The organism is Ruegeria sp. AB8 (genome assembly GCF_056542605.1).
The window spans coordinates 249,415-271,792 of sequence record NZ_JBQGAB010000002.1 but is presented as its reverse complement, the minus strand read 5'-3'; the positions used below and the strand labels follow the sequence as shown (position 1 = coordinate 271,792).

Below are 22,378 nucleotides of genomic sequence, written 5' to 3'. Positions count from 1 at the left end.
GGATGGATGTAAGGGCAAGGAGCGGCGGAAGTCGAGCCTTGTATCAGGAGTGTGATGAACGTCAGCACAATCTCGAAACCACATGAACGGCTGGCCGACATTCTGGCCGGTGAAATGGATGCGGTAAACCATCTGATCCGCACGCGCATGGCGTCGGAACACGCCCCCCGTATCCCCGAAGTGACCGCTCATCTGGTTGAGGCGGGCGGCAAGCGTCTGCGCCCCATGCTGACTCTGGCCGCAGCCCGTCTGTTTGGCTATTCAGGCGACCACCATGTGCGTCTGGCCGCGACGGTCGAGTTCATTCATACCGCCACGCTTCTGCATGACGACGTTGTGGACGAAAGCGCCCAGCGGCGCGGGCGGCCCACGGCAAACCTGCTGTGGGACAACAAATCCAGTGTTCTGGTTGGCGATTACCTGTTTTCCCGCAGTTTCCAGCTGATGGTGGATACCGGGTCGTTGCGCGTTCTGGACATTCTGGCAAACGCTTCGGCCACGATTGCCGAGGGTGAAGTGTTGCAGATGACGGCAGCCACCGACCTGGGCACCCACGAGGACATTTATCTGCAGGTGGTGCGCGGAAAGACGGCCGCGCTGTTTTCGGCTGCAACCGAGGTAGGCGGCGTGATTGCCGGTGCATCGGAAGAGCAGGTGAAAGCGTTGTTCAACTATGGCGACGCGCTTGGCATTGCCTTTCAGATCGCCGATGACCTGCTGGACTATCAGGGCGACAGCAAGGCAACCGGCAAGAATGTCGGCGATGATTTCCGCGAGCGCAAGCTGACCCTGCCGGTGATCAAGGCCGTGGCACAAGCCACTGCCGATGAACACGCCTTCTGGGAACGCACGATTGGCAAAGGCCGCCAGCAGGACGGCGATCTGGATCATGCACTGAGCTTGATGAACAAATACGGCACGCTGGAGGCCACCCGTTCTGATGCCATCGGCTGGGCTGCCAAGGCCAAAACCGCGCTGGAGTTGCTGCCCGATCACGAGATCCGGTCGCTGCTGCGCGATCTGGCCGATTACGTGGTCGCGCGCCTCAACTAAGCTGCGTTGCGCGACACCACCATTCGGAATGGGCCGCGCCGATCTCATAGGCCGCGAAATGCGCGGCCTTCATGGACGGGTAAAGCCCGAAACAGGTCGAGCCCGAGCCGGACATTCGCGACAGAAGAACACCGCGAGAGGCGTCGAGCTCATCCAGAACCCGCCCGATCTGAGGCGCAATGCCCATGGCTGGTACCTGCAGATCGTTGCGCTGGCCTTTCAGCCACGCGGCGCAGTCTTCCGCCGTTTCAAATGCAGGGATATCCTCGGGCATGGCCGGGTTGTCGCGCGTTTCCATCGCCTTGAACACGGAACCGGTCGGTACCCCGACGCAAGGGTTGACCAGAACCGCATAAAGCGGCGGCAAGGAAACTGGCTTGATCTGTTCGCCTATGCCCCGCATTCGCGCGGCTTTCGCCATCAAACAGACCGGAATATCAGCACCCAGTGACACCGGGTTCGGCGGCTTTCCGTTGCCCGATCCGGCGAGCACACGCAATGTCGCAGCCGCATCCGAAGACCCGCCGCCGATACCGCCCCCATGGGGCAACGACTTGTTCAGGGTAATTCGGCCTGTCCAGCCAACTGCATCCGCCGCCTGCCAAACCAGATTACGCTGATCGGATGGAACACCCCGGGCATGTTCACCGGTGACGTCTATGGAAAGGTCCGGGCCGGGCTCGAACGTCAGGTGGTCACCGATATCTGCGAACACGACCAGAGAATCCAGCAGGTGATAGCCATCTTCGCGCTGGCCGGTCACATGCAGGGTCAGGTTGATCTTGGCGGGGGCAAATGCCTCAGCCTTCATTGGCAACCTGAAGCGGCTCTGCGCCTTCTTCCGCCAGAACCGCGTCCAACCCGATCTCGAGCTTGCGCCGGATACGATCGGGATCGGCCTCACCATCGGTGTCGTCGGGGTCGATGAAGGACAGGGCGCGTTTCCACTGGAACTCGGCCTCGCGGTCGCGTCCAACGGCCCAGTAGACGTCGCCCAGATGATCATTGACCACCGGGTCGACCGGCATCAGTTCGATGGCGCGTTCCATATGCTCAACGGCTTCTTCATAGCGGCCGAGCCGGAACAGAACCCAGCCGAGGCTATCCACGATATAACCGCTGTCCGGGCGCGTGGCGACGGCGCGTTCGATCATTTCAAGCGCCTCGTCCAGCTTTTCGCGCCTTTCGACCAGCGAGTAGCCGAGGTAATTCAGCACTTGCGGCTGATCCGGGTTCAGTTCAAGCGCGCGGCGGAAATCCGCCTCGGCCTGATCCCAGTTCTTGAGACGCTCATGCGAAATTCCGCGGGCATAATACAGAAACCAGCTGCCGCCCGCCCCGGTTTCGGTCAGCTCGATCGCCCGGTCGTAGGACGGCACGGCGGCGGCATAGTTTTCGTCCCGGCGCAACAAATCGGCCAGTGCCACATGAACGGACGGCAGGTTAGGGCGTTGTGCCGCCAGGTTCTGCAGAACTTCCGCTGCAGCGTCTTTCTTGCCTGCGCGCCCCAGAACCTCGGCCCGGCCCAGTTCGGCAACGTGAAAATCGGCGCTGTCGGAAGGCACTGTCCGATAGGCCGCAACTGCAAGATCAAACTGTTCCAGATCGTCCAGCAGCTCTGCCCCCAGCAAAATCGCGTCGACGTGATCGGGGCGCAGAAAGGTCGCCACACGTGTGTAGAGCAGAACATAGTTCTGTGCCGCTTCGCCATTCAGTGCCGCGCCAACCGAAAAGAAAACCTCGGCCATGCCGTCCCGCACCGAACCTATATGTGTGAAAGGCAGGGTTTCGCCGTCGGTCAGACGCGTCTCGTAGCCTTCGATGGTCGGGTCGCTGCCTATGGAAAACACTTCGTCCAGAAATGCCAGCGCATCGGCATTGCGGTCCAGTTGCGACAGGACCTCGGCCCGGGCAAGTGCAGCGCGGCGGCTGAAGCGGGCAATGGTTCCGTTGTTTTCGGCAAAAATTGCCTCAGCCCCTTCGAAATCGCCCACGGACGCAAGGGCCATTGCCTTATGATACAGCGAAAACTCCCTCAGACCGTCCTGCGTGGAAACCTTGTCAAACTGCTCCATCGCTTTGGTCATGGCGCCCTGCGCCATGTAGGTCCAGGCAATCATTAGCCCGTCAACCAGCGGCCCGACGCCTTGCGTTTCCGGATCAAGCGCCAGAAACGCGTCATATTTTTCGTCTGCCACCAAAGTCGCCGACAGCACCATGCGCGCGGCCTGGCTTGGCAAGTCGTTGTCCACGATTTTCTGCGCGACGGGCAGGGCCCGCTGGATCTCGCCCAGCGCGAGACGGGCCACGACCACGCTTTCCAGCAGGTGCAGGTTTTCCGGATCAAAGCGCAGGGCCTGCGAGTAGTATTTCTCGGCCGCCGTATAGTCGCTTTCATAGATCGCCTGACGACCCGCAAGATACGCCCCGGCGCCAGTATCGGCCAAAACCGGAACGGCAATAGGGGAAGAAAGCACTGCAGCCAATGCCACGCGTCGAACCAGGGAAATCACCAGAATTCTGCCTCGCTATCGTTATCTGAACGACAAGCTAGGGCTTTGGCCCCTGAGAGGCAATGGCAGAGCCTTCACGACGCCGCCATTGCCCGGGTTTTCGCTTACATGTTTGGATAGTTCGGCCCGTCGCCGCCCTGCGGTGTGGTCCAGGTGATATTCTGGCTGGGATCCTTGATGTCGCAGGTCTTGCAGTGGACGCAGTTCTGGAAGTTGATCACGAATCGCGGTCCGTTTTCATCCTCGACCATCTCGTAGACGCCCGCCGGGCAGTAGCGCTGCGCCGGTTCGTCGAACCTGGGCAGGTTGACCTTGACCGGGATCTCGGGGTCGGCCAGGCGCAGGTGGCAGGGCTGGCTTTCCTCGTGATTGGTGGCCGCGAAGGAAACGTTGGTCAAACGATCGAACGACAGCGTTCCGTCAGGTTTGGGATAGTCGATCGGCTTGTGCTTGCTGGCATCTTCGGTCGATTCCGCGTCGTTCTTGCCATGACCCAGAGTACCCAGTAACGAGAAGCCCAGCGTGTTGGTCCACATGTCCATGCCGCCCAGCACCAGCGAAGCAGTCAGGCCGTATTTCGACCAAAGCGGCTTGACGTTGCGCACCTTCTTGAGGTCGCTGCCGATTGCGCCTTCGCGCACGTCGGCCTCGTAGGCGGTCAGTTCGTCGCCCGAGCGGTCGGCTTTGATGGCGTCATAAGCAGCCTCGGCTGCGGCCTTGCCCGACAGCATCGCGTTGTGGTTGCCCTTGATGCGCGGCACGTTGACCATGCCCGCAGAACAGCCCAGCAGCGCCACGCCGGGTGCGACCAGTTTCGGCATCGACTGAAGGCCGCCTTCGGTGATCGCGCGGGCGCCGTAGGCCACGCGCTTGCCGCCTTTCAGCAGTTCGGCGACCATCGGGTGATGCTTGAAGCGCTGGAATTCCATGTAAGGATACAGGTGCGGGTTCTTGTAGTTCAGGTGCACCACGAAACCGACATAGACCTGATTGTTTTCAAGATGATAGATGAACGACCCGCCACCTGCGTTGCTGCCCAGCGGCCAGCCCATGGTGTGCGTGACCGAGCCTTCCTTGTGCTTGGCCGGGTCGATCTCCCAGATCTCTTTCATGCCGACGCCGTATTTCTGCGGTTCTTTACCGGCCGACAGGTCGTACTTGGCGATGACTTCCTTGGACAGTGAACCGCGGACACCTTCGGACAGGAAGACGTATTTGCCGTGCAGTTCCATGCCCGGTTCGGTGTTCGGACCATAGGAACCATCCGCTTCCAGACCAAAGACACCGGCCACCACGCCTTTGACTTCGCCATTGTCGCCGTAAACCAGTTCAGAACACGCCATGCCCGGGAAGATCTCAACGCCCAGCTCTTCGGCCTGTTCCGCCATCCAGCGGCAGACATTGCCCATCGACACGATGTAGTTGCCATGGTTGTTCATCAGCGGTGGCATCGGGAAGTTGGGGATGCGGATCTTGCCCGCCTCCCCCAGCATGTAGAAATTGTCTTCGTGCACAGGCACGTTCAGCGGCGCGCCCTTTTCCTTCCAGTCGGGGATCAGCGCATCCAGACCGCACGGATCCAGTACCGCACCCGACAGGATATGCGCGCCCACTTCCGAGCCCTTTTCCAGAACAACGACGTTCAGGTCGGCATCCAGCTGTTTCAGACGAATGGCCGCCGACAGGCCCGCGGGGCCTGCGCCCACGATCACCACATCGTATTCCATCGCTTCGCGTTCAATCTCGGCCATCGCGGGCTCCTTAGCTAACTTTCCGAATTGGCGCTTTCACTGCGTGGTCTGCGCAATTTTGTTTCACGGCTGATTACCCGGTCGGCAAGACCTTGGTCAATCAAAACACGGCGTAAAACAGCAGCAATACGGCAGTTCAGCCGTCTGGTGTATCACCCATGAGATACCTGGGACCGCTACCATTGGATTTTGCCCGGTCATCGGGGTTGTAAAGGGCGCATTTCGGCAGGCTGAGGCAGCCGCACCCGATGCAGCCATCCAGATTGTCGCGCAATCGTGTCAGGGTATCGATTCGCTGATCCAGCCGGGCGCGCAGGGTGGTGCTGATCTGCTTCCAGTCCTGCGGTGTGGGGGTGCGGTTTCCGGGCAGGCCCGACAGCACCTCTCGGATCTCCGGCAGGGTCAGGCCGAATTGCTGGGCGATCATGACAAAACTCAGCCGCCGGATATCGGCACGTTGATAGCGACGCTGCCCGCCTGCATTGCGCCAGGGAGCAATCAGGCCCTGCGCCTCGTAATACCGGATGGCTGAAACAGCCAGTCCGGTGCGCCGGGCCAGTGCGCCAATTGCCAGCCCTTCGGATGCAGCCATCGGAACCTCAAAAAAATTTCTTGACCTAAAGTTAGGTTTAGAAATTACGGTGAGTCGTGACAAGCCTGAATTCGCAAAGGAGATCCCATGATGGCGACGCTTGAACACACCAATTTCACTGTCCGCGACCCAAAGGCTTCGGCAGACTGGATGGAGAAGGTCTTTGGCTGGAAAACCCGGTGGGAAGGTCCGGCAATCGCTGGCGGCTATACGGTCCACGTGGGCAGCGCACACACCTATCTCGCGCTCTATGCGCCGGGCAAACCCATGCGCTCGGGTGAGAACAGTTACGATTATGTCGGCGGGCTGAACCATGTCGGCGTGCTGGTCGAGGATATCGATGCCACTGAAAGCAAGGTGCGCAAAGCGGGATTCAAGCCGCACAACCATGCGGATTACGAACCCGGCAGGCGGTTCTATTTCGAGGATGACAACGGCATCGAATTCGAGGTGGTGCAGTATGATTGAGTTGCTGTGGCTGGGAACCGAAGCGCATCACTGGCGCAGGGGCGACCTTCTGGGGCATCGCCGCAGGTATGCCTTGCCCCATCCAGACGGCGCGAGTTCGCGAATAAAGCACCGGAACCGCTGAGCCCCCTTGCATTTCACGCTGCATTTGGGTCAGGTATCTGACGACCCATCATTCGCCCCGACGCTTTGAGCGGCGGGGCGACTCAATTTATGCGTGGACGAAGACAAAATGGAAAAAATTCCCATGACGCCCGCGGGCAATGCCGCGCTTGAGGCGGAATTGAAGAACCTGAAGTCCGTCGAACGCCCGGCGATCATCGAGGCCATCGCAACGGCGCGGGAACTGGGCGACCTGAAGGAAAACGCCGAGTATCATTCGGCCCGTGAAAAACAGGGTTTTATCGAAGGGCGCATCAAAGAGCTGGAAGGTATCCTGTCGCTAGCTGACGTAATTGATCCGGCCAAACTGTCGGGCGCGATCAAGTTCGGCGCCAAGGTCAGGCTGGTCGATGAAGACACCGACGAAGAAAAGACCTGGAAAATCGTGGGTGAATATGAGGCCAATATCGAAAAAGGCCTGTTGAACATCAAATCCCCCCTTGCCCGCGCCCTGATTGGCAAGGAAGAGGGGGACAGTGTCGAAGTCCGCACCCCCGGCGGTGTGCGGTCTTATGAAATTCTGAGTATCGAGTACGCCTGATCGGAGCGTTGATCATGTCGGGGTCCAATCCTGACCGCGAAACCAAGCAACCGACATCTCTGGGCATCTATGATCGCCCCGGAGCGCCGTCGGTGAGCGGCATCGAGATCGCGGCTGTTGTTCTCAGCCTGATCTGGCTGGTTGTTTCAGTGGTTTTTCTGGTGCTGCCCGGCCGGGTCGAAACCAGCAGTTTTATCGTCACGCTGCTTGCAGTGTTCATGCCCGTGGCCATGATCTGGGTGGCGGCCATGGCCATGCGCGCCAGCCGTGTCATGCGCGAGGAAAGTGCCCGACTGCAGACGGCAATCGACGCGATCCGAAACGCCTATGTCACACAGCAGCAGCGCGCCGCCAGTACGTATGAGCCCGCCGTCAGCAAGAAGCTGGATGAAATCGCGCAGACGGCGAAGAAGACCGAAAGCGCGTTGGCTACGTTTTCTTCCAAGCGCCGCGAACCTGTGCGCAGGGCGGCACCATCACCGGGAGACCAGACCTCACTTGCGCTTGGCACACCAGCGGAAGACATCGCGCGCCCTCTGCCGACCGGTATCTTTATCCGTGCCCTGAACTTTCCTGAAACACAGGACGATGCCGAAGGGTTCGACGCCCTGAGGCTGGCGCTGAAGGACAGGAAGACCGCACAACTGGTGCAGGCCTCGCAGGATGTGCTGACCCTTCTCAGCCAGGAGGGGATCTATATGGACGACCTGCGTCCCGACATGGCCCGACCTGAAATCTGGCGCCAGTTCGCGCAGGGCGCACGCGGCCGTGCAGTGGCCGCTCTGGGCGGCATTCGGGACCGGTCCTCGCTGGCCTTGACGGCAGCGCGGATGAAGCAAGACCCGATTTTCCGCGACGCCGCGCACCATTTTCTGCGCCGGTTCGACAACATGATCGTGGAATTCGAGCCCATCGCCAGCGATGCTGAACTGACCGCGCTGGGTGAAACCCGAACCGCCCGCGCATTCATGCTGCTGGGGCGTGTCGCCGGTACGTTCGACTGACAGGCCGGGCTACAACCCGAAACTGGCATATGGAATGAACCGGACGGGGTCGCCGGGCCGGATATGACGCGCGCCGTCTTCGATCTCGACCAGTCCCTCGGCCCAGCTGAGGCCGCTGATCCGGCCCGAACCTTCTGACGCAAATACTTCGGCACGACCGTCCCGGACCCGAGCACGCAGATATTCTCGGCGACCAGGTTTCTTGCGTTTTTCAAAGCCGGCGGGCAGGTCAAACGCTTGCGGTTCCTGCCAGCCTTCACCGGCCATCAGCCCCAGGGCCGGGCGCGCAAAGATCAGCGTGCAGACCAGTGCCGCGACCGGATTGCCCGGCAAACCGAAGACCGGAGTGCCCTTCCACATCCCCAGCGCCAGCGGACGGCCCGGTTTCAGCGCAATGCGCCATTCATGCATCGCCCCGGCCTGCCGCAGCAGAGCGGAGACATGATCTTCGTCGCCGGAGGATGCGCCACCACTGGTCAGAATCACATCGGCCCGCTCGGACGCCTCGTCCAGCCGCGTCGCCAGCGCGTCACGATCATCGGCCACACGGCCCAGATCGACCGCAGAGAATCCCATCCGGGCTGCCAGAGACAGCAACATCGGGCGGTTGGCATCGAATATCTGCCCGGGTCCGGCGGGCTCTCCGGCTTCGACCAGTTCGTCACCGGTGGACAGAACCGCCACGCGCAGGGTCTTGCGCACCGGAACCTCGGCAATTCCCACTGCTGACAGCAGCGCCAGATCCGGGGGTGTCAGGCGGCGACCTGCGGCCAAAGCCAGATCGCCGGAGGCCACATCCTCGCCTGCCTTTCGGGTATTCGCGCCCTTCTTCAAAGGGCCGTGAAAGGCAATGTGGCCGTCCTGAACGGTCACATCCTCTTCCAGAATGACGGTATCCACACCCGCGGGCAGAGCCGCCCCGGTCAGAACCCGAAGGGCCTGACCGGGGGGAACGGTGCCTTCAAACGGTATACCCGCCGCCGCGCGCCCTTGGATCAGGGGCAGAACCTGTGCGCCTTCTGCAAAAGGCCCTACAAACCCATAGCCATCTACCGCCGTATTGGGTTGCGGCGGATTGGAGCGTTTCGCGATCTGATCCGCCGCCAGAATACGACCTGTCGCCTGCCCCAGTGGCACGGTCTCAGCCCCCTTCACCACAGCAAGCCGGTCCTGCAGCAAGGTCAGTGCCTCATCGACCGGGGTCCAGTCCACGCCTGCGGGCAGCGCAAAGCAGTCGTTTTGCAATGGCGGTGGTGTGATATTCGGTTTGTCCTGTGGCACGCCCAAAATCCATCCTTCTTCGGCTGCGCTGACGGTCAGCAGCCGGTTCAGTTCCGCCTCTGGCATCTGCGCCAGAGACATCGCGACCTGTTCGACCTGCCAGGCATCCCTGATCCGGTCATCGGGTTCCCTGCCCAGTGTCAGTGAGGGCCAGATTTCGACAAAGGCGACCGGTTTGTCCAGCACTTCGAACGGCCAGACGGCCACCTGCCCTGCAAATCGCCGGCGCAGGCGGGACAGAACCGGCAGCCCGGTCATCACCTGCCCGCCAACCGCACCGGATCCGCCCATCTGCCAGCAGGTGAAGCTGCCCTTGGCCAGAATTTCCACCTGTCGACGATCCGGGAAGGGATTGTGGTAGTCCGTTTTGGTCTTTGGCAGGCCCGGGACTTCGCGGGCCAGACCGTTGAACCAGAATGGCCCCTTGCCGCCGAATCCCTGGTTGATCCGGCCGGCAAGGTCGAAACGGTTATTGGCCTTTGGCGCGTCTTCGATCCGGTGCTCGAACCAGTCCCACAAGACCAGCGGATCGTCCGAGCCGGTCAGCGCGCGGGCAAACCCCCGGGGATAGCCAAACGGGAAGTCGAACCCCAGACACAGACGACGGCCTGCGCTCAGTTCCGTTTCGATCAGCCTTGTCAGCCAGTCTTCCGCTACTTGCCGGTTGCGCAGGTACTCCGCTTCGCCAGGGCCCCCATCGCGTACCACGCACCCCCAGATCGCATCCTTGCGGGGCGTTAGCCCGGTGTCATTTCCACCAGACCAATCGACCATCGCAAAGGTGTCGAATGCGGTCACAAACCAACCTCTTGCAGGATGAACGCAGCAATGCGCGCAGTGTCGTTCAGGTCAAAGACCGGGCGATCCAGATCCAGTGGCGTGTCGCTGGCCACCGCCCGGATCGTTTCATCCTTTAAAGCGATCAGCGGGTTGCCGGGTTCGGCCCGAAATGCCTCGACCTTGGGGTGGCCTTCACGTTTGTATCCTTCGATCAGGACCAGATCGACCGGTGATAGCCGGGCCAGCAGCGAGTCCAGAGACGGCTCGGGTGCGCCGCGCAGTTCCTGCATCAGGGCGACACGCTGCCCGGACGCCAGCAGAACCTCGGAGGCGCCGGCATCACGGTGACGGTTGCTGTCGGTGCCCGGCTGATCGACGTCAAAGGCATGATGCGCGTGTTTGACGGTTGAAACCGTGAACCCCCGTCCGGTGATCTCGGCCACCAGTCGCTCCATCAACCCGGTCTTGCCCGCGTTTTTCCAGCCGGTGACGCCGTAGACCCTCATGCCTGCTCCGGCAGGGTCTGCGCCCTTTCGAGGTCTTCGGGCGTGTTCACGTTGAAGAACGGATCGAAAGGGTCTGCCGGAAACAGCGCCTCGCGACCGTCATGTTTATCGGTCCACAAGACGACCTTGCGCAGCCCGTCCTGCAACGCGGCCCGCAGATCGTCGCGCAATGCGACTGGCCACAACCCGAATGTCGGGTGCCGGTTGACCCGCTTTCCACCGCCGGATTTCAGAGCTTCGTCACCCGTGCGCGGGGTCGTCGCCAGTACAAGCGGATGCGCCTGTCCTTCAGCCGCCTGCATCAGCCGCGCCACCAGATCGCGGGGAAAGAACGGCGTGTCGGCAGCAGCGGTGACGATGCTATTGGCGCCCTGCTCCGCGGCCCAGTCGAGACCGGCCAGAACACCGGCCAGCGGACCGGCAAAACCTTCGATTGTGTCCGGCAGCACAGGCAGGTTCAGGGCACTGAACCGGGACGGATCGCCATTGGCGTTCAGCGCCAGACCATCGACCTGCGGCGCCAGCCTGTCAATTACCCGGGTCAGCAGGCTTTGCCCGCCCAGTTGCAGCAGGCCCTTGTCGCCTCCGCCCATCCGGGTGGCCAGACCGCCTGCAAGGATCACGCCCTTTGGTTTGGTCATCCTGCGCTTTTCCTGCGATGTTTTTTGTCCTCAACCGCCACGGACGAGGGGTTGATATCCCGAACAAGACGATCCTCGCCGGACAGGCATACGAACCGCTGGCCGCGCATCCGACCGATCAGGGTCAACCCGACCTCACGTGCAATTTCAACGCCCCATGCCGTGAATCCCGATCGCGAAGCCAGAACCGGAATGCCCATCATCGCGGTCTTGATCACCATCTCGGACGTCAGGCGGCCCGTGGTGTAGAGGATCTTATCCTCTGCCAACTCACTCTCGGACAGCATCCAGCCTGCAATCTTGTCGACGGCGTTGTGGCGGCCCACGTCTTCCATATAGACCAGCGGGCGGTTTTCCCGGCACAGGACGGTGCCGTGAATCGCCCCGGCCTGAAGATACAGCGACGGGGTGCGGTTGACCCGGGCCGCAAGTTCATAAAGCCATGAGGTGCGGACCGAAACCTGCGGCAGGCGAACATCCTCAAGCCCCTCCATCATGTCGCCAAAGACGGTTCCGACTGCGCAACCGCTGGTGCGGGTCTTTTTCTTCAGCTTTTCCTCGTACGAGGTCTGGCGCGCTGTGCGAACAACCACGGTTTCCAGATCGTCGTCATAATCGACGCCGGTGATCTCATCATCCGCCAGCAGCATCCCCTGATTGCGCAGAAAACCCAGCGCCAGATATTCGGGGTAGTCGCCGATGGTCATCGCCGTCACGATCTCCTGCGCATTGAGGAAAATCGTCAGCGGGCGCTCCTCGACCACCGAGATCTGGCTGACCTCGCCGTTCTGGTCCACGCCTTCCACCGCGCGGGTCAGGCGGGCCGCGCCGGGATCAGGCGCGATGATGTAGTCCGACAGGTCCGTGTGCGTGGCCAATTGCAACCCTTTCCTAAGACCGCTAGTTGTGCTGGCGACACCATAGGATCTAGCCATGGCAGACACCACATCCAAGTCTTACTTCTGGAAGGGTTTTCGGGACGGCACGCCGTTTATCTTCGTGGCCATCCCCTTTGGCACGCTGTTTGGTGTTTTCGCGACCGAGGCCGGGCTGGATATCGTTCAGACCATCGCGTTTTCCGCAACGGTGTTTGCGGGTGCCGCGCAGTTCACCGCCCTGCAACTGTTGCAGGACAACACGCCTACGGCGATTGTGCTGATCTCGGCGCTTGCGGTGAACCTGCGGGTGGCAATGTATTCCGCCTCGCTGACACCTTATCTGGGGGCCGCCCCGTTGTGGCAAAGGGCCATTGCGGCCTACCTGACGGTCGATCAATCCTATGCTTGTGGGATCGTCCAGTTTGAAAAAGAGCCGAAGATGACTGTACCGCAGCGGATGGCCTATTTCTTTGGCTCGGTCACACCGATCACCCCGCTTTGGATATTCGCCACCTATCTCGGGGCGGTGCTGGGCGCGCAAATCCCGGAAAGCTGGGCGCTGGATTTCGCCCTGCCGATCACGTTTCTGGCCATGATTGGACCAATGATGCGGACGCTGGCGCATGTGATTGCGGCGCTGGTTGCGATCATTGTCGCCCTGCTGGCCGTTTCGGTGCCATTCAATCTGGGCCTGCTGATCGCTGGCGCGGCGGGCATGATGGCGGGCGCGCAGGCCGAACTGATGCTGGAACGCAGGCTGGAGCGGAAAGAGACATGACCCAGATTGACCCGGCAACCATGTGGATCATCATCGTCGGCCTGGCCGTCGGCAGCTTTGCCCTGCGTTTTACCTTTATCGGCCTTGTCGGAGATCGCCCCATGCCGCCGTGGCTGCTGCGTCATCTGCGGTACACGGCGGTGGCGATCATTCCGGCGCTGATCGCACCACTTGTTGTCTGGCCCGCCGCAACCGAAGGTCAGCCGGACCTGCCCCGCATGGCTGCCGCCGTGGTGGCGCTGTCGGTCGGTCTGGTCACCAAGAATGTTCTGGCGGCAATCTTTTCGGGCGCCGCCACGCTGTACGGGTTGCTCTACCTACTGAGTTGAGGTCGCGTCCAGTTGATTGAGGCGCGCGTTGTTCGCAGCCAGTCCCTTTTGCAGGTCCGCGTCGTCGTATTCACGGTATTCTTCCGTCACCACGCCCGGAATCTGGGCGAACTGTTCCGACAGTTTGACCGGGTAGAATGTGACGTCGATCTGTTCGAACCCCGGCACTTGCCTCAGGATACTGGCCGTCGAATGGGCGCAATACGCGCTGGCGACCGGGCCGGACTGCTTGGCCAGTTGATAGGCGATCTCGGCCTGTTGCGGCGTGACCTCGATGGTCTGGATGCGCGCATAGTGCGTCTCGCGCGCGTGCGAGCTGCGATAGGCGCGTTCGACAGCGGGCGTGATACCGTATAGGACATCATCCTTGTTCGGAACCACATCCGCACGGAACGATCCCGCAGGGTCAAAGATCACCCGCTCGCTGGCGCTGATCATCAGCGACGTATGCGCACCCGATCCGGTCCGGGTGTTGATCATCGTGTAAAGCGTCAGCGTCGACGGGCCGGGGTCACGGTAGGACCGTGCAGCGACCTCGGCCAGGTCTGCCTGCGGACGATTCGATCCGGTGCAGCCAGCCACGGTCACTGCCAGCAGGCAGGCAACAATTATTCTGAGCACGGTTCGCCCCGTTCAGGTCAAGACGCGAAAACCGCCAGGAACAATCCCAGGAAAGCAATGGCCACACAGCACCAGACTGTGGCTTTGACGAACCCTTCGAAGGTTTTGGTTTGAACTGTGATGTCCATCTCGCCGTGCTTGTGTTCGGCCATGTCGGAAGACTCCTGAATTCGCGTGTTTGGGCTTTGGATAAAGGAAAACGAAAGCGCTGTCACCACGTCATTCGCGCGCAGGTGACTGTGACCCGAATACCGAACAGCCCGGGAAACCAAAGCCCCATCGCCATGGCAGGCCGGAACAGGGGCCGCCACCAAATCGCACCGCCATATACATGGCATCCGCGGTGACCGAATGGGCGGTTCGGACCTGCTCGGGTGTCACCCCGTAGCGATCCGCGTATTCTTCGGCATGTTTATCGCCGTGTTGTTCGACGCAGGCGTGCAGTGCATCGTCCGCCGACAGGCGGGCGTCATAGCTGTCTTCGGCCCGCGTTGCGCCGCCGGCGTTGTGATAGGCGCTGTCATGGGTAACGCAGCAATATTCCCACGGAGGGTCGTTTTCATAGCGTGCGGCGAAGCTTGGGATCATGTCAGCCACCAATCGCCAGCTGGCCGACAGCCCGCCCGAGCAGCCATCGGTTTCAAATGGCGCCGCTTCAGCCCCGGCCGATTGTGCCATCAGGGCCTGATGGCCGGGCATCTCGATGCCGCGCATCAGATCTTGCGCGGCGGCGGATGTGCCAAGGGCGATCAGGACAAGCGCCGGTTTAAGGGCTCGCATCGCGCATCGCCTCTGTGTCCACGGTCATCCCGAACTCGGTGGCCAACCACAGCAGCAAACGTTCCGCCGGACCCATCTCGGCTCGGACGCGCAGAACCTCGCGGGCCATGGCAGGCCGGTCGGTGATCAGACCATCGACGCCCATCGACGCCAAAGCCGACATCTGCAACGGATCGTTCACCGTCCACACATACAAATCCTTGCCGGCAGCATGGACAGACCGGATTAGCCCGGGTGTCGCCATCGCCGCGTTCACCGCCAGAAAATCGCCATCCAACCCCGACAGATTGCCAACTGCGGTCGCGGCCAGAACACCGGCGCGCCATTCCGGGCGAAGGGCCTTCATCTTCTGCACCGCCGGATATTTCAGGGACATTGTGGCGATGCCGTCCTGCATCCCCATTTCTTCGACAATTGTGGCAACCCGGTTTTCCAGATCGACGTCATGGCCGTAATATTTCAGTTCGATGATCACCTTCGATCGGCCTTTTGCGGCTTCCAACACCTCACGCAGAGTCGGCGTGCGTTCCGAGGCGTATTCGGGTCCGAACCAACTACCGATGTCGATGTCCGCGACGTCGTCCATTGTGACATCCCAGACCTTGAGGTTGACGCCCGCCAGTTTCATGAAATCGCTGTCATGGGCGACGATGACCTCACCATCGGCCGTTTCCTGCACATCGATCTCAACCCAGTCCGCGCCATCCTCAATGGCCTTCAGAACGGCCGCCATGGTGTTTTCGGGACGCAAGGCCGCGGCCCCACGGTGGCCGATGACATCCGCGTGGTCGGGGGCCTGTACCTGTTCAAGCAACCGCTGCCCGAACCAGCCACCGACCAGCACTGCAAGGACGGCAGCCCCCAGAACACCAAATAGCGGCAACCTCAAGTTGCCCGGTTCGGGGTGGAGGATGTCTGACGTTTTTGCCTCGAAGAAACCGTCCAGCAGCACCGCCAAAGCGCCCAGCGCGACGGCTGCCAGAACAAGACCGGCCAGCGACCAGAGCGCGGCAATCACCAGCGTGTAGGTCAGTGCCAGTTGCAGACGACCACCTGGTTGCAGGGGCACGAGATCGAACAGAAACCCGGCCACAGCCGCAATTCCGGCTGCGATCGCAATGCGAATACCCAGCCACTGCGCCAATTCGATCTTGAGGCGTCCGCGTTTGCCCTCCATCCGCCCGGTGCTGGCCTCAAACGCGTCTGCGGGATTGCAGCTTTCAAACAGAACCAGATGCAGCGACAGGGCCCAGGCCGACAGCCTGCGGATCAAAACCCAGGCCAATGCCAGAACGATTAACCCGATCAGCAAAACCGCCACCCAGAACGAGGGTGGCTGGAAGGTCAGGTAATAGTTGATGTCGTATTCCGTCAGTGTCCACCACGCGACAACGGCGGCAATGGCTGCAAAGGGCAGAACCAGCAGCAACACGCGCAGGACAAACCGGACTGCAAAGCCGAACAAAGCGGGCAGTCGGGACAGGATCAGCCGGATGGCGGAACTGCCGGCGCGCCAGGGATCGGCCTCGCCCATGCGCAGAGAACCCGCCATGACGGAGAAGACAAACACTTCGGCCAGCAGAAACAGGCTGAGCGCAAGGATCGCCGCGATAAAGCCCACCGGGGACAGGATGAACCCGGCAATGGCCTGATCGGTCAGGGCGCTTTGATTGGACAGCGACACCGCCAGTTGCACGGCTATCGCCACGCCCGGCGCAATCAGCGCCACCAGCAAAAGTCGCACCGCAACATAGATCGGTACGAACACCCGACGGCGCGCCCAAGCCCCCCGCCAGGCCTCTGTAACGGTTGAGAAATGTGTCACGCGGCGCTCTCCTGAATGATACGCTCATTCAAGGCTGCGATTGCGTGAATTGCAAGCGGGACTGTCAGCTTTCTTCCAGATCCGCAGCCAGCCGAAAACCGATGCGGTTGGCAGGCTTGTCCTCGACCGATTTGGGCAGCGCGCGCAGCATCACGTTCAACTGGCTGACATGCTGTACCAGTTGGGTGCGCGCACCGGTGGCGTCCGAGCCGAAAAAGGTGATCACGTCAGGGTCGAAATAACCCATCCCCTCGATCCGCATCACCCCGGCATCGCCGCCGGTGAAGCCCATGGCAACCTCCTGATCGCCGTCCAGCGTCTTTTCAAAATTCTGGATATACAGGATCAGGCGTTCATAGGCCCACTGCGCCGGGCTTTTGGTTTCGACCGGTTTTTTCAGGCGGCCGGGAAGATCCTTGTTGCCCGATTGCGCACTGGAGTTGGCGTGGACCTCGTAACAGCGTGGCAATGCGGCGGATTCTGCGGCCTCGGCCGAGGTTTCGATCTGATCCTGCATGGCTTACCCTTTGCGCTGAAACTCCCACGCCCCGTCCGCGCGGCGCGACCGGGTTACAGCATCAATGTGGTAGAGATGGTTCAGATGTGCAACCGCCTCGACCAGCGCGAGACCGTATTCACCTTCGCCAATCGGACGCTTGAACAGGGGGGCAAAGCACTCGGCGGCAGAATTGGGCCGGTCCAGATGATCCAGCAGCCGCCGGAGCGCGCCGTGATGATTGTCGACCAGTTGCCGCATGCGAACCGGCAATCCGGTGAAGGGCAGCTTGTGCCCGGCCAGCACCAGATGATCGGGACGCGCCAGCGCCGACAGCCGCTCGCAGGCTTCCAGCCACTCGGCCACCGGATCCGCCATGGGTTCGGTGACATAGACACCCAGATTGGGGCTGATCGAGCTGATGATCTGATCGCCGGACAGGACAAGATTGTCATCGCGGCTCCAGAACGTGGCGTGTTCGGGCGCATGGCCATTGCCCATGTGAACGTCCCAGTCACGCCCGCCCATGCGGATCACGTCGCCCTGTTTGATCCGGGTATAGCCCAGCGGCATCGGATAGACGGTGTCGGCAAAGTTGAAGGGCCGGTCCGACATGCGCTTTGCCAGAATTTCATGCGCCATGCCCGCGCTGCGGTAGTAGTCCAACGTTTCTTGCGGCCAGGTTTCCTGCACGTCCAGCGTCAGCATCCGCGAAAACAGCCATGCGGTGCGGCTGGCCACCAGTTCAGCGCCGTGTTCGGTCTGGAACCACCCTGCATTGCCAACATGGTCGGGGTGATGATGCGTAACGACAACACGGGTCACAGGCTTGCCCGCCAGTGGCCCATCCATCAGCGTTTGCCAGATGCCACGCGACTTTCTGGACGAAATTCCGGTGTCGATCACCGTCCAGCCGTCGCCATCATCCAGCGCATAGACATTGACGTGATCCAGCGCCATGGGCAGCGGCAGGCGCAGCCAAAGGACGCCTTCGGCAATCTCGATCGCCTCACCGGGGGCCGGAGGGTCCGGCCAGGGGTAGTGCGTCGTCAATCGTTGCTCACCATCCTTCATGCCAGCAGCTCGTCCACGTTGAGCGCGAAGATGTCGTCCGCACCGTTTTGCGCCTGTGCCAGTAGGCCCGCATATTCGGGCAACAAAGCGTTGATGTAGAACCGCGCCAGCTTGAACCGCGGCCCATCGGGTTCCGCCAGCGCCGCCGCCAGATGATAATGCGCGCCCAGAACCCTCGCAAAAGCTTGCAGATATGGGACGGCCCCGGCAAAGCGGTTGTTCATTTCCGACTGGGAAACCAGCCATTCGGTGACCTCACGCAGGCTTTCGGTGGCTTCCCAGACCGGGCCGGCCAGTTCCGGCATGGTGGCTCGCGCCTGTTCTGCGTGATCTTCGATTTCATCCAGCAGCCGTGCCGCAGCCTCACCGCCGTCCATCATTTTGCGGGCGACCAGATCCATCGCCTGAATGCCATTGGTGCCTTCGTAAATCGCGGTCACGCGAACGTCGCGGTAATACTGGGCCGCTCCGGTTTCCTCGATAAAGCCCATGCCGCCGTGAACCTGCACGCCGGTTTCAGCGACACGCATGCCGGTCTGGGTGCCAAAAGCCTTACCAATCGGCGTCAGCAGTGCCGCGCGGGCCGACCAGTCCGCATCGCCGGTCGCGTTGGCCATGTCGATGGCCACTGCATTGGCCAGCAGGATGGCCCGTGCCGCGAACACATCCGCGCGCATTTCCATCAGCATGCGGCGCACATCGGCATGGTCGATGATCGTACCCGAGGGCGTCTTGCCCTGCCTGCGCTCAAGCGCGTAGGCCAGCGCATGCTGATAGGCGCCTTCCGCAACGCCGACGCCCTGCCCGCCAACACCCAGACGGGCATTGTTCATCATCGTAAACATCGCGGCCATGCCGCCATGTTCCTTGCCAACCAGCCAGCCCCTGGCCCCGTCATATTGCATGACGCAGGTCGGTGAGCCGTGCAGGCCCATCTTGTGCTCAAGCGACACAACCTTCAGATCGTTCGCCACGCCCGGATTGCCGTTCTCATCCGGGATGAACTTGGGCACCAGAAACAGGGAAATTCCCTTGGTCCCGGGAACGCCGTCCGGCAGGCGCGCCAGCACCAGGTGGCAGACGTTTTCCGCGAAATCGTTGTCGCCCCACGAGATGAAGATCTTCTGACCCGTCACCGCGTAGGTGCCATCCCCGTTCGGTTCCGCCTTTGAGGCCAGGGCGCCCACGTCCGACCCGGCCTGCGCCTCGGTCAGGTTCATCGTGCCGGACCATTCGCCCGACATCAGTTTGGGCAGGTAAAGCTCTTTCAGCTCGGCGCTGGCATGATGCTCCAGCGCCTCGATCTGGCCCTGGCTCATCAGCGGGGCCAGTTGCAGCGAAAGGCAGGCCGCGCTCATCATCTCGTTCACTGCGCTGGTCAAGGTCATCGGCAGGCCCATGCCGCCATATTCAGGATCGCCGCTTATCCCGATCCAGCCCCCTTCGGATATCGCCTTCCAGCCATCGGCATACCCCGGAGACGAGCGCAGAACCCCGTTTTCCAGCCGCGCCGGTTCCAGATCACCGGGGCGTTGCAGCGGGGCCATCACTTCTTCGCACATCCTGCCTGCTTCGGTCAGAATGGCGCTGACCACATCCGTACTGGCCTCTGAAAACATCTCGGTGGCTGCGATCTGGTCGAAGTCGATCACGTTGCGGAACAGGAATTCATAATCTGGGACTGGGGCGCGATACGTCATGGCTTCCCTCGGGGCTGTCAGTTCGGTTTGCGCAGGCGGGCTTGGAATCATCCGCGCACGGCACTATGCATCTGGGCTCGAAGGCATTACCTACTCTTCCCCATGTTACAAGCAATCAAAACGCGGCGTCACCAGTCATGATCCCCCACGGCACACTCGACCTGAGCGCAGATCCGGCCGGCATTTCGCGTGCGGCGGATCTGCTGCGGCAGGGTCTTCTGGTCGCGTTTGCGACCGAGACGGTCTATGGCCTGGGCGGTGATGCCCGTAATGGCGAAGCGGTCGCCGCGATTTATGAAGCAAAGGGGCGGCCCAGCTTCAATCCGCTGATCGCGCATGTCGCATCCGTTCAGGCAGCGCAGCGGTTCGTCCACTGGTCCGATCAGGCCGATCGACTGGCCGCCGCGTTCTGGCCCGGGCCTTTGACGCTGGTCCTGCCGCTGCGCGACGGACATGGCATTTCATCGCTGGTCACAGCCGGGCTGGACACGCTGGCCGTCCGGGTGCCTGCGCATCCCAGCGCGCGGGCATTGCTGGCCGAATTCGATGGTCCGGTGGCCGCACCATCCGCCAACCCCTCAGGACAGATCAGCCCGACCACCGCCGAGCATGTGCGCGCCGGCCTGGGTGGGCGTATCGCAGCCATTCTGGATGACGGCCCCTGCGGTGTCGGGCTGGAATCGACCATCGTCGGCCTGGCCGGAGAACCGGCGCTGCTGCGTCCGGGCGGCGTGGCGCTGGAACAGATCGAGGAAGTTCTGAACACGCGACTGCATCATCACCAGCCCGGGGACCTGCTGACAGCGCCGGGACAATTACAGTCTCATTATGCGCCGGACGCGCCTGTTCGGCTGAATGCGCTGTCCCGACAGGGCGATGAAGTCCTGCTGGGCTTTGGGCCGGTCGACTGCGATTTGAACTTGTCGGCTGATGGTGTTCTGACCGAAGCTGCGGCCAACCTGTTTTCTGCCCTTCATGCGCTGAACACAACAGGCCGCCCGATTGCGGTCTCCCCGATCCCCGACCATGGCCTCGGGGCGGCAATCAACGACCGGCTGCGCCGCGCGGCGGCCCCGCGCGACGGCTGATCAGGCGCGTCCTGCGCTGGCCGACAAGGTCAGGGGATCAACGCCCAGGGTTGCCAGCGCGGCTTCCCACTTTTCGTCATCAGCGACATCGAACACCAGTTTCGAGGTTGCATCGGTCGTCAGCCAACCATTCATGGCAATCTCGTCCTCAAGCTGGCCCGGGCCCCATCCGGAGTATCCCAGCGTCAGCATCGAGTTCAAAGGCCCCCGCCCCGAAGCCAGATCTTCCAGCACGTCCAGCGTGGCCGTCATGCTGAAATCGGTCGAAATCTGCATCGAGTGCAGGTTGGCTTCGTAATCAGCACTGTGCAGGACGAAGCCGCGCGACATCTCGACCGGACCGCCGAAATGGACCAGACGCTCACCTATGACGGGAATGTTGCAGGCAATATTGAGCTGCCCCAGCAATGTCTTGATGCGCAGGTCCGACGGTTTGTTGACAATCAGCCCCATGGCGCCGTCTTCACCATGGCTGCAGATATAGACAACCGAGTGGTCAAAGCGCGGATCGCCCATTCCCGGCATCGCAATCAACAGTTTTCCGGTAAGATCCATAAGCCGCCGTTTCTGACTGAGTCCTGTCTCAACAATGAACCCGTGGGACCACAATTGGCAAGGGATCGTCCGACATTTAGCGGTATTTCACCCCAGTGACCGGAACGTGACTTGGATTCGCGCGCCAGAGCGCGCATTTATGTAGTATGCGATCACTTCTCAGACCCGCCGCAGTTGCGCTGACCGCCTGTTTTGCCCTTGCCTCGCCTGCCCTGTCGCAGAGCGCGGGCAAACCTGTGCAACTGGATATTCTGGATGGCGGGCGCACTGCCAACGGTACCTATCTGGGTGCGTTGCGCCTGACCCTGAAAGACGGGTGGAAAACTTACTGGCGCGCGCCGGGCGATGCGGGCATCCCGCCACAGTTCGACTGGAAAGGGTCGCGCAACGTTGGCGACATTTCGATCACCTGGCCTGCGCCGGATGTTTTTGACCAGAACGGGTTGCGCTCGATCGGGTATCAGGATCAGCTGGTCCTTCCGGTCGAGATCACGCCAAAGAATCCTGCCAAACCAGTACGTCTGCGCGGTGAGATGGATCTGGGCGTGTGCAAGGATGTCTGCATCCCCGAGCGGCTGGGTTTCGATCATACTCTGGACAAGAACGCAGGACGCAACCCGGCCATTGCCGCCGCATTGGCACAACGCCCCTATTCCGCCAACGAGGCCCGTGTGGCCAGCGCCAAATGCCACCTGTCGCCCACAAAAGATGGCATGCAAATCGAGGCGCGCATCACCATGCCGTCGGCCGGAGGGACCGAGGTCGCCGTGATCGAGCCGGGCAATCCGGCTTTGTGGGCCGCACATCCCGAAACCCGGCGGCAGGGCGACACGCTGATCGCCCGGACCGAGGTGGTCAATGCATCGGGCAGCCCCTTTGCGCTGGACCGGTCAGCCGTCAGGATCACCGTGCTGGGCAGCAGCCACGCGGTTGACATTCAGGGATGCAGCGCGGGCTGATCC

At 61.6% G+C, this 22,378-nt stretch carries 24 protein-coding genes; 8 read left to right on the top strand and 16 right to left on the bottom strand.

Annotation, left to right across the window (positions count from 1 at the left end; genetic code table 11):
• The first annotated feature begins 54 nt into the window (after nucleotides 1-54).
• Nucleotides 55-1,053 carry a polyprenyl synthetase family protein gene (locus tag ACR0CG_RS03480; RefSeq protein ID WP_480522859.1) on the top strand — a complete coding sequence of 333 codons (999 nt, stop codon included), beginning with the start codon at nucleotides 55-57 and terminating at the stop codon, nucleotides 1,051-1,053.
• Here ACR0CG_RS03480 and ACR0CG_RS03475 read toward each other — a convergent pair.
• The 4 genes from ACR0CG_RS03475 to soxR form a co-directional block, all read right to left on the bottom strand.
• A complete protein-coding gene (locus ACR0CG_RS03475) occupies nucleotides 1,046-1,864 on the bottom strand; it encodes a 4-(cytidine 5'-diphospho)-2-C-methyl-D-erythritol kinase (RefSeq protein WP_480522858.1) in 819 nt (272 codons plus the stop codon). The two genes, ACR0CG_RS03480 and ACR0CG_RS03475, sit on opposite strands and share 8 nt — an antisense overlap.
• On the bottom strand, nucleotides 1,854-3,569 hold the full coding sequence (locus tag ACR0CG_RS03470) for a tetratricopeptide repeat protein (protein ID WP_480522915.1): 1,716 nt from the start codon (nucleotides 3,567-3,569) through the stop codon (nucleotides 1,854-1,856). Before ACR0CG_RS03470 ends, ACR0CG_RS03475 begins: the two co-directional genes overlap by 11 nt.
• 101 nt (nucleotides 3,570-3,670) lie before the next feature.
• Nucleotides 3,671-5,317, bottom strand: a complete 1,647-nt coding sequence (locus tag ACR0CG_RS03465) for an electron transfer flavoprotein-ubiquinone oxidoreductase (RefSeq protein ID WP_170614371.1) — start codon at nucleotides 5,315-5,317, stop codon at nucleotides 3,671-3,673.
• Nucleotides 5,318-5,453: 136 nt separating this feature from the next.
• Nucleotides 5,454-5,909, bottom strand: coding sequence for a redox-sensitive transcriptional activator SoxR (gene soxR / locus ACR0CG_RS03460; protein WP_480522857.1), 456 nt, complete (start codon nucleotides 5,907-5,909; stop codon nucleotides 5,454-5,456).
• A gap of 87 nt (nucleotides 5,910-5,996) precedes the next feature.
• On the opposite strand from soxR, the gene ACR0CG_RS03455 reads away from it, so the two are divergent.
• The 3 genes from ACR0CG_RS03455 to ACR0CG_RS03445 all read left to right on the top strand — a co-directional run bounded on the left by ACR0CG_RS03455 (nucleotide 5,997) and on the right by ACR0CG_RS03445 (nucleotide 8,084).
• Nucleotides 5,997-6,377 (top strand): VOC family protein, encoded by a 381-nt coding sequence (locus tag ACR0CG_RS03455; protein WP_170614369.1) that lies wholly within the window; start codon nucleotides 5,997-5,999, stop codon nucleotides 6,375-6,377.
• 232 nt (nucleotides 6,378-6,609) lie between these two features.
• A complete protein-coding gene (gene greA, locus ACR0CG_RS03450) occupies nucleotides 6,610-7,080 on the top strand; it encodes a transcription elongation factor GreA (RefSeq protein WP_170614368.1) in 471 nt (156 codons plus the stop codon).
• A 14-nt stretch (nucleotides 7,081-7,094) separates the two neighbouring features.
• Entirely contained in the window at nucleotides 7,095-8,084 is a 990-nt protein-coding gene (locus ACR0CG_RS03445) for a hypothetical protein (RefSeq protein WP_170807393.1), read from the top strand.
• A 9-nt stretch (nucleotides 8,085-8,093) separates the two neighbouring features.
• Here ACR0CG_RS03445 and ACR0CG_RS03440 read toward each other — a convergent pair whose 3' ends face one another.
• Genes ACR0CG_RS03440 through ACR0CG_RS03425 form a run of 4 tightly spaced genes read right to left on the bottom strand, consistent with a single transcriptional unit; the run spans nucleotide 8,094 to nucleotide 12,227 of the window.
• Nucleotides 8,094-10,163, bottom strand: coding sequence for a molybdenum cofactor synthesis domain-containing protein (locus tag ACR0CG_RS03440; protein ID WP_480522856.1), 2,070 nt, complete (start codon nucleotides 10,161-10,163; stop codon nucleotides 8,094-8,096).
• On the bottom strand, nucleotides 10,160-10,651 hold the full coding sequence (mobB, locus tag ACR0CG_RS03435; protein ID WP_480522855.1) for a molybdopterin-guanine dinucleotide biosynthesis protein B: 492 nt from the start codon (nucleotides 10,649-10,651) through the stop codon (nucleotides 10,160-10,162). The genes ACR0CG_RS03440 and mobB overlap by 4 nt, the downstream gene beginning before the upstream one ends.
• Complete coding sequence (gene mobA, locus ACR0CG_RS03430; RefSeq protein WP_480522854.1) at nucleotides 10,648-11,292, bottom strand: molybdenum cofactor guanylyltransferase MobA; 645 nt, start codon at nucleotides 11,290-11,292, stop codon at nucleotides 10,648-10,650. Before mobA ends, mobB begins: the two co-directional genes overlap by 4 nt.
• On the bottom strand, nucleotides 11,289-12,227 hold the full coding sequence (locus ACR0CG_RS03425; protein ID WP_480522853.1) for a formate dehydrogenase accessory sulfurtransferase FdhD: 939 nt from the start codon (nucleotides 12,225-12,227) through the stop codon (nucleotides 11,289-11,291). The genes mobA and ACR0CG_RS03425 overlap by 4 nt, the downstream gene beginning before the upstream one ends.
• Between ACR0CG_RS03425 and ACR0CG_RS03420 the strand changes: the two genes are divergently transcribed.
• Together ACR0CG_RS03420 and ACR0CG_RS03415 are read left to right on the top strand one after the other, a co-directional pair.
• Nucleotides 12,226-12,948, top strand: coding sequence for an AzlC family ABC transporter permease (locus ACR0CG_RS03420; RefSeq protein WP_170614364.1), 723 nt, complete (start codon nucleotides 12,226-12,228; stop codon nucleotides 12,946-12,948). The two genes, ACR0CG_RS03425 and ACR0CG_RS03420, sit on opposite strands and share 2 nt — an antisense overlap.
• Nucleotides 12,945-13,277 (top strand): AzlD domain-containing protein, encoded by a 333-nt coding sequence (locus ACR0CG_RS03415; RefSeq protein ID WP_480522852.1) that lies wholly within the window; start codon nucleotides 12,945-12,947, stop codon nucleotides 13,275-13,277. Before ACR0CG_RS03420 ends, ACR0CG_RS03415 begins: the two co-directional genes overlap by 4 nt.
• On the opposite strand, the gene ACR0CG_RS03410 is transcribed toward ACR0CG_RS03415, so the two are convergent.
• The 7 genes from ACR0CG_RS03410 to ACR0CG_RS03380 all read right to left on the bottom strand — a co-directional run bounded on the left by ACR0CG_RS03410 (nucleotide 13,266) and on the right by ACR0CG_RS03380 (nucleotide 19,773).
• Complete coding sequence (locus tag ACR0CG_RS03410) at nucleotides 13,266-13,898, bottom strand: hypothetical protein (protein WP_170614362.1); 633 nt, start codon at nucleotides 13,896-13,898, stop codon at nucleotides 13,266-13,268. The genes ACR0CG_RS03415 and ACR0CG_RS03410 overlap by 12 nt on opposite strands.
• Before the next feature lie 17 nt (nucleotides 13,899-13,915).
• Nucleotides 13,916-14,050, bottom strand: coding sequence for an aa3-type cytochrome c oxidase subunit IV (locus ACR0CG_RS03405; protein ID WP_170614361.1), 135 nt, complete (start codon nucleotides 14,048-14,050; stop codon nucleotides 13,916-13,918).
• A 67-nt stretch (nucleotides 14,051-14,117) separates the two neighbouring features.
• Nucleotides 14,118-14,678: a hypothetical protein gene (locus ACR0CG_RS03400; protein WP_480522851.1), complete on the bottom strand. Its 561-nt coding sequence runs from the start codon at nucleotides 14,676-14,678 to the stop codon at nucleotides 14,118-14,120.
• Nucleotides 14,665-16,503: a glycerophosphodiester phosphodiesterase gene (locus ACR0CG_RS03395; protein ID WP_480522850.1), complete on the bottom strand. Its 1,839-nt coding sequence runs from the start codon at nucleotides 16,501-16,503 to the stop codon at nucleotides 14,665-14,667. Before ACR0CG_RS03395 ends, ACR0CG_RS03400 begins: the two co-directional genes overlap by 14 nt.
• 64 nt (nucleotides 16,504-16,567) lie before the next feature.
• Nucleotides 16,568-17,020 carry a DUF6173 family protein gene (locus tag ACR0CG_RS03390; protein ID WP_170614358.1) on the bottom strand — a complete coding sequence of 151 codons (453 nt, stop codon included), beginning with the start codon at nucleotides 17,018-17,020 and terminating at the stop codon, nucleotides 16,568-16,570.
• Nucleotides 17,021-17,023: 3 nt separating this feature from the next.
• Nucleotides 17,024-18,073: an MBL fold metallo-hydrolase gene (locus tag ACR0CG_RS03385; RefSeq protein ID WP_480522849.1), complete on the bottom strand. Its 1,050-nt coding sequence runs from the start codon at nucleotides 18,071-18,073 to the stop codon at nucleotides 17,024-17,026.
• Nucleotides 18,070-19,773 carry an acyl-CoA dehydrogenase family protein gene (locus tag ACR0CG_RS03380; RefSeq protein WP_480522848.1) on the bottom strand — a complete coding sequence of 568 codons (1,704 nt, stop codon included), beginning with the start codon at nucleotides 19,771-19,773 and terminating at the stop codon, nucleotides 18,070-18,072. Before ACR0CG_RS03380 ends, ACR0CG_RS03385 begins: the two co-directional genes overlap by 4 nt.
• A gap of 137 nt (nucleotides 19,774-19,910) precedes the next feature.
• Here ACR0CG_RS03380 and ACR0CG_RS03375 point away from each other — a divergent pair, with 137 nt between their 5' ends.
• Complete coding sequence (locus ACR0CG_RS03375) at nucleotides 19,911-20,861, top strand: L-threonylcarbamoyladenylate synthase (protein ID WP_480522847.1); 951 nt, start codon at nucleotides 19,911-19,913, stop codon at nucleotides 20,859-20,861.
• Here ACR0CG_RS03375 and ACR0CG_RS03370 read toward each other — a convergent pair whose 3' ends face one another.
• On the bottom strand, nucleotides 20,862-21,416 hold the full coding sequence (locus tag ACR0CG_RS03370; protein ID WP_170679624.1) for a YqgE/AlgH family protein: 555 nt from the start codon (nucleotides 21,414-21,416) through the stop codon (nucleotides 20,862-20,864).
• 146 nt (nucleotides 21,417-21,562) lie between these two features.
• Here ACR0CG_RS03370 and ACR0CG_RS03365 point away from each other — a divergent pair, with 146 nt between their 5' ends.
• A complete protein-coding gene (locus tag ACR0CG_RS03365) occupies nucleotides 21,563-22,375 on the top strand; it encodes a protein-disulfide reductase DsbD domain-containing protein (protein WP_170679622.1) in 813 nt (270 codons plus the stop codon).
• The last annotated feature ends 3 nt before the right edge of the window (nucleotides 22,376-22,378 follow it).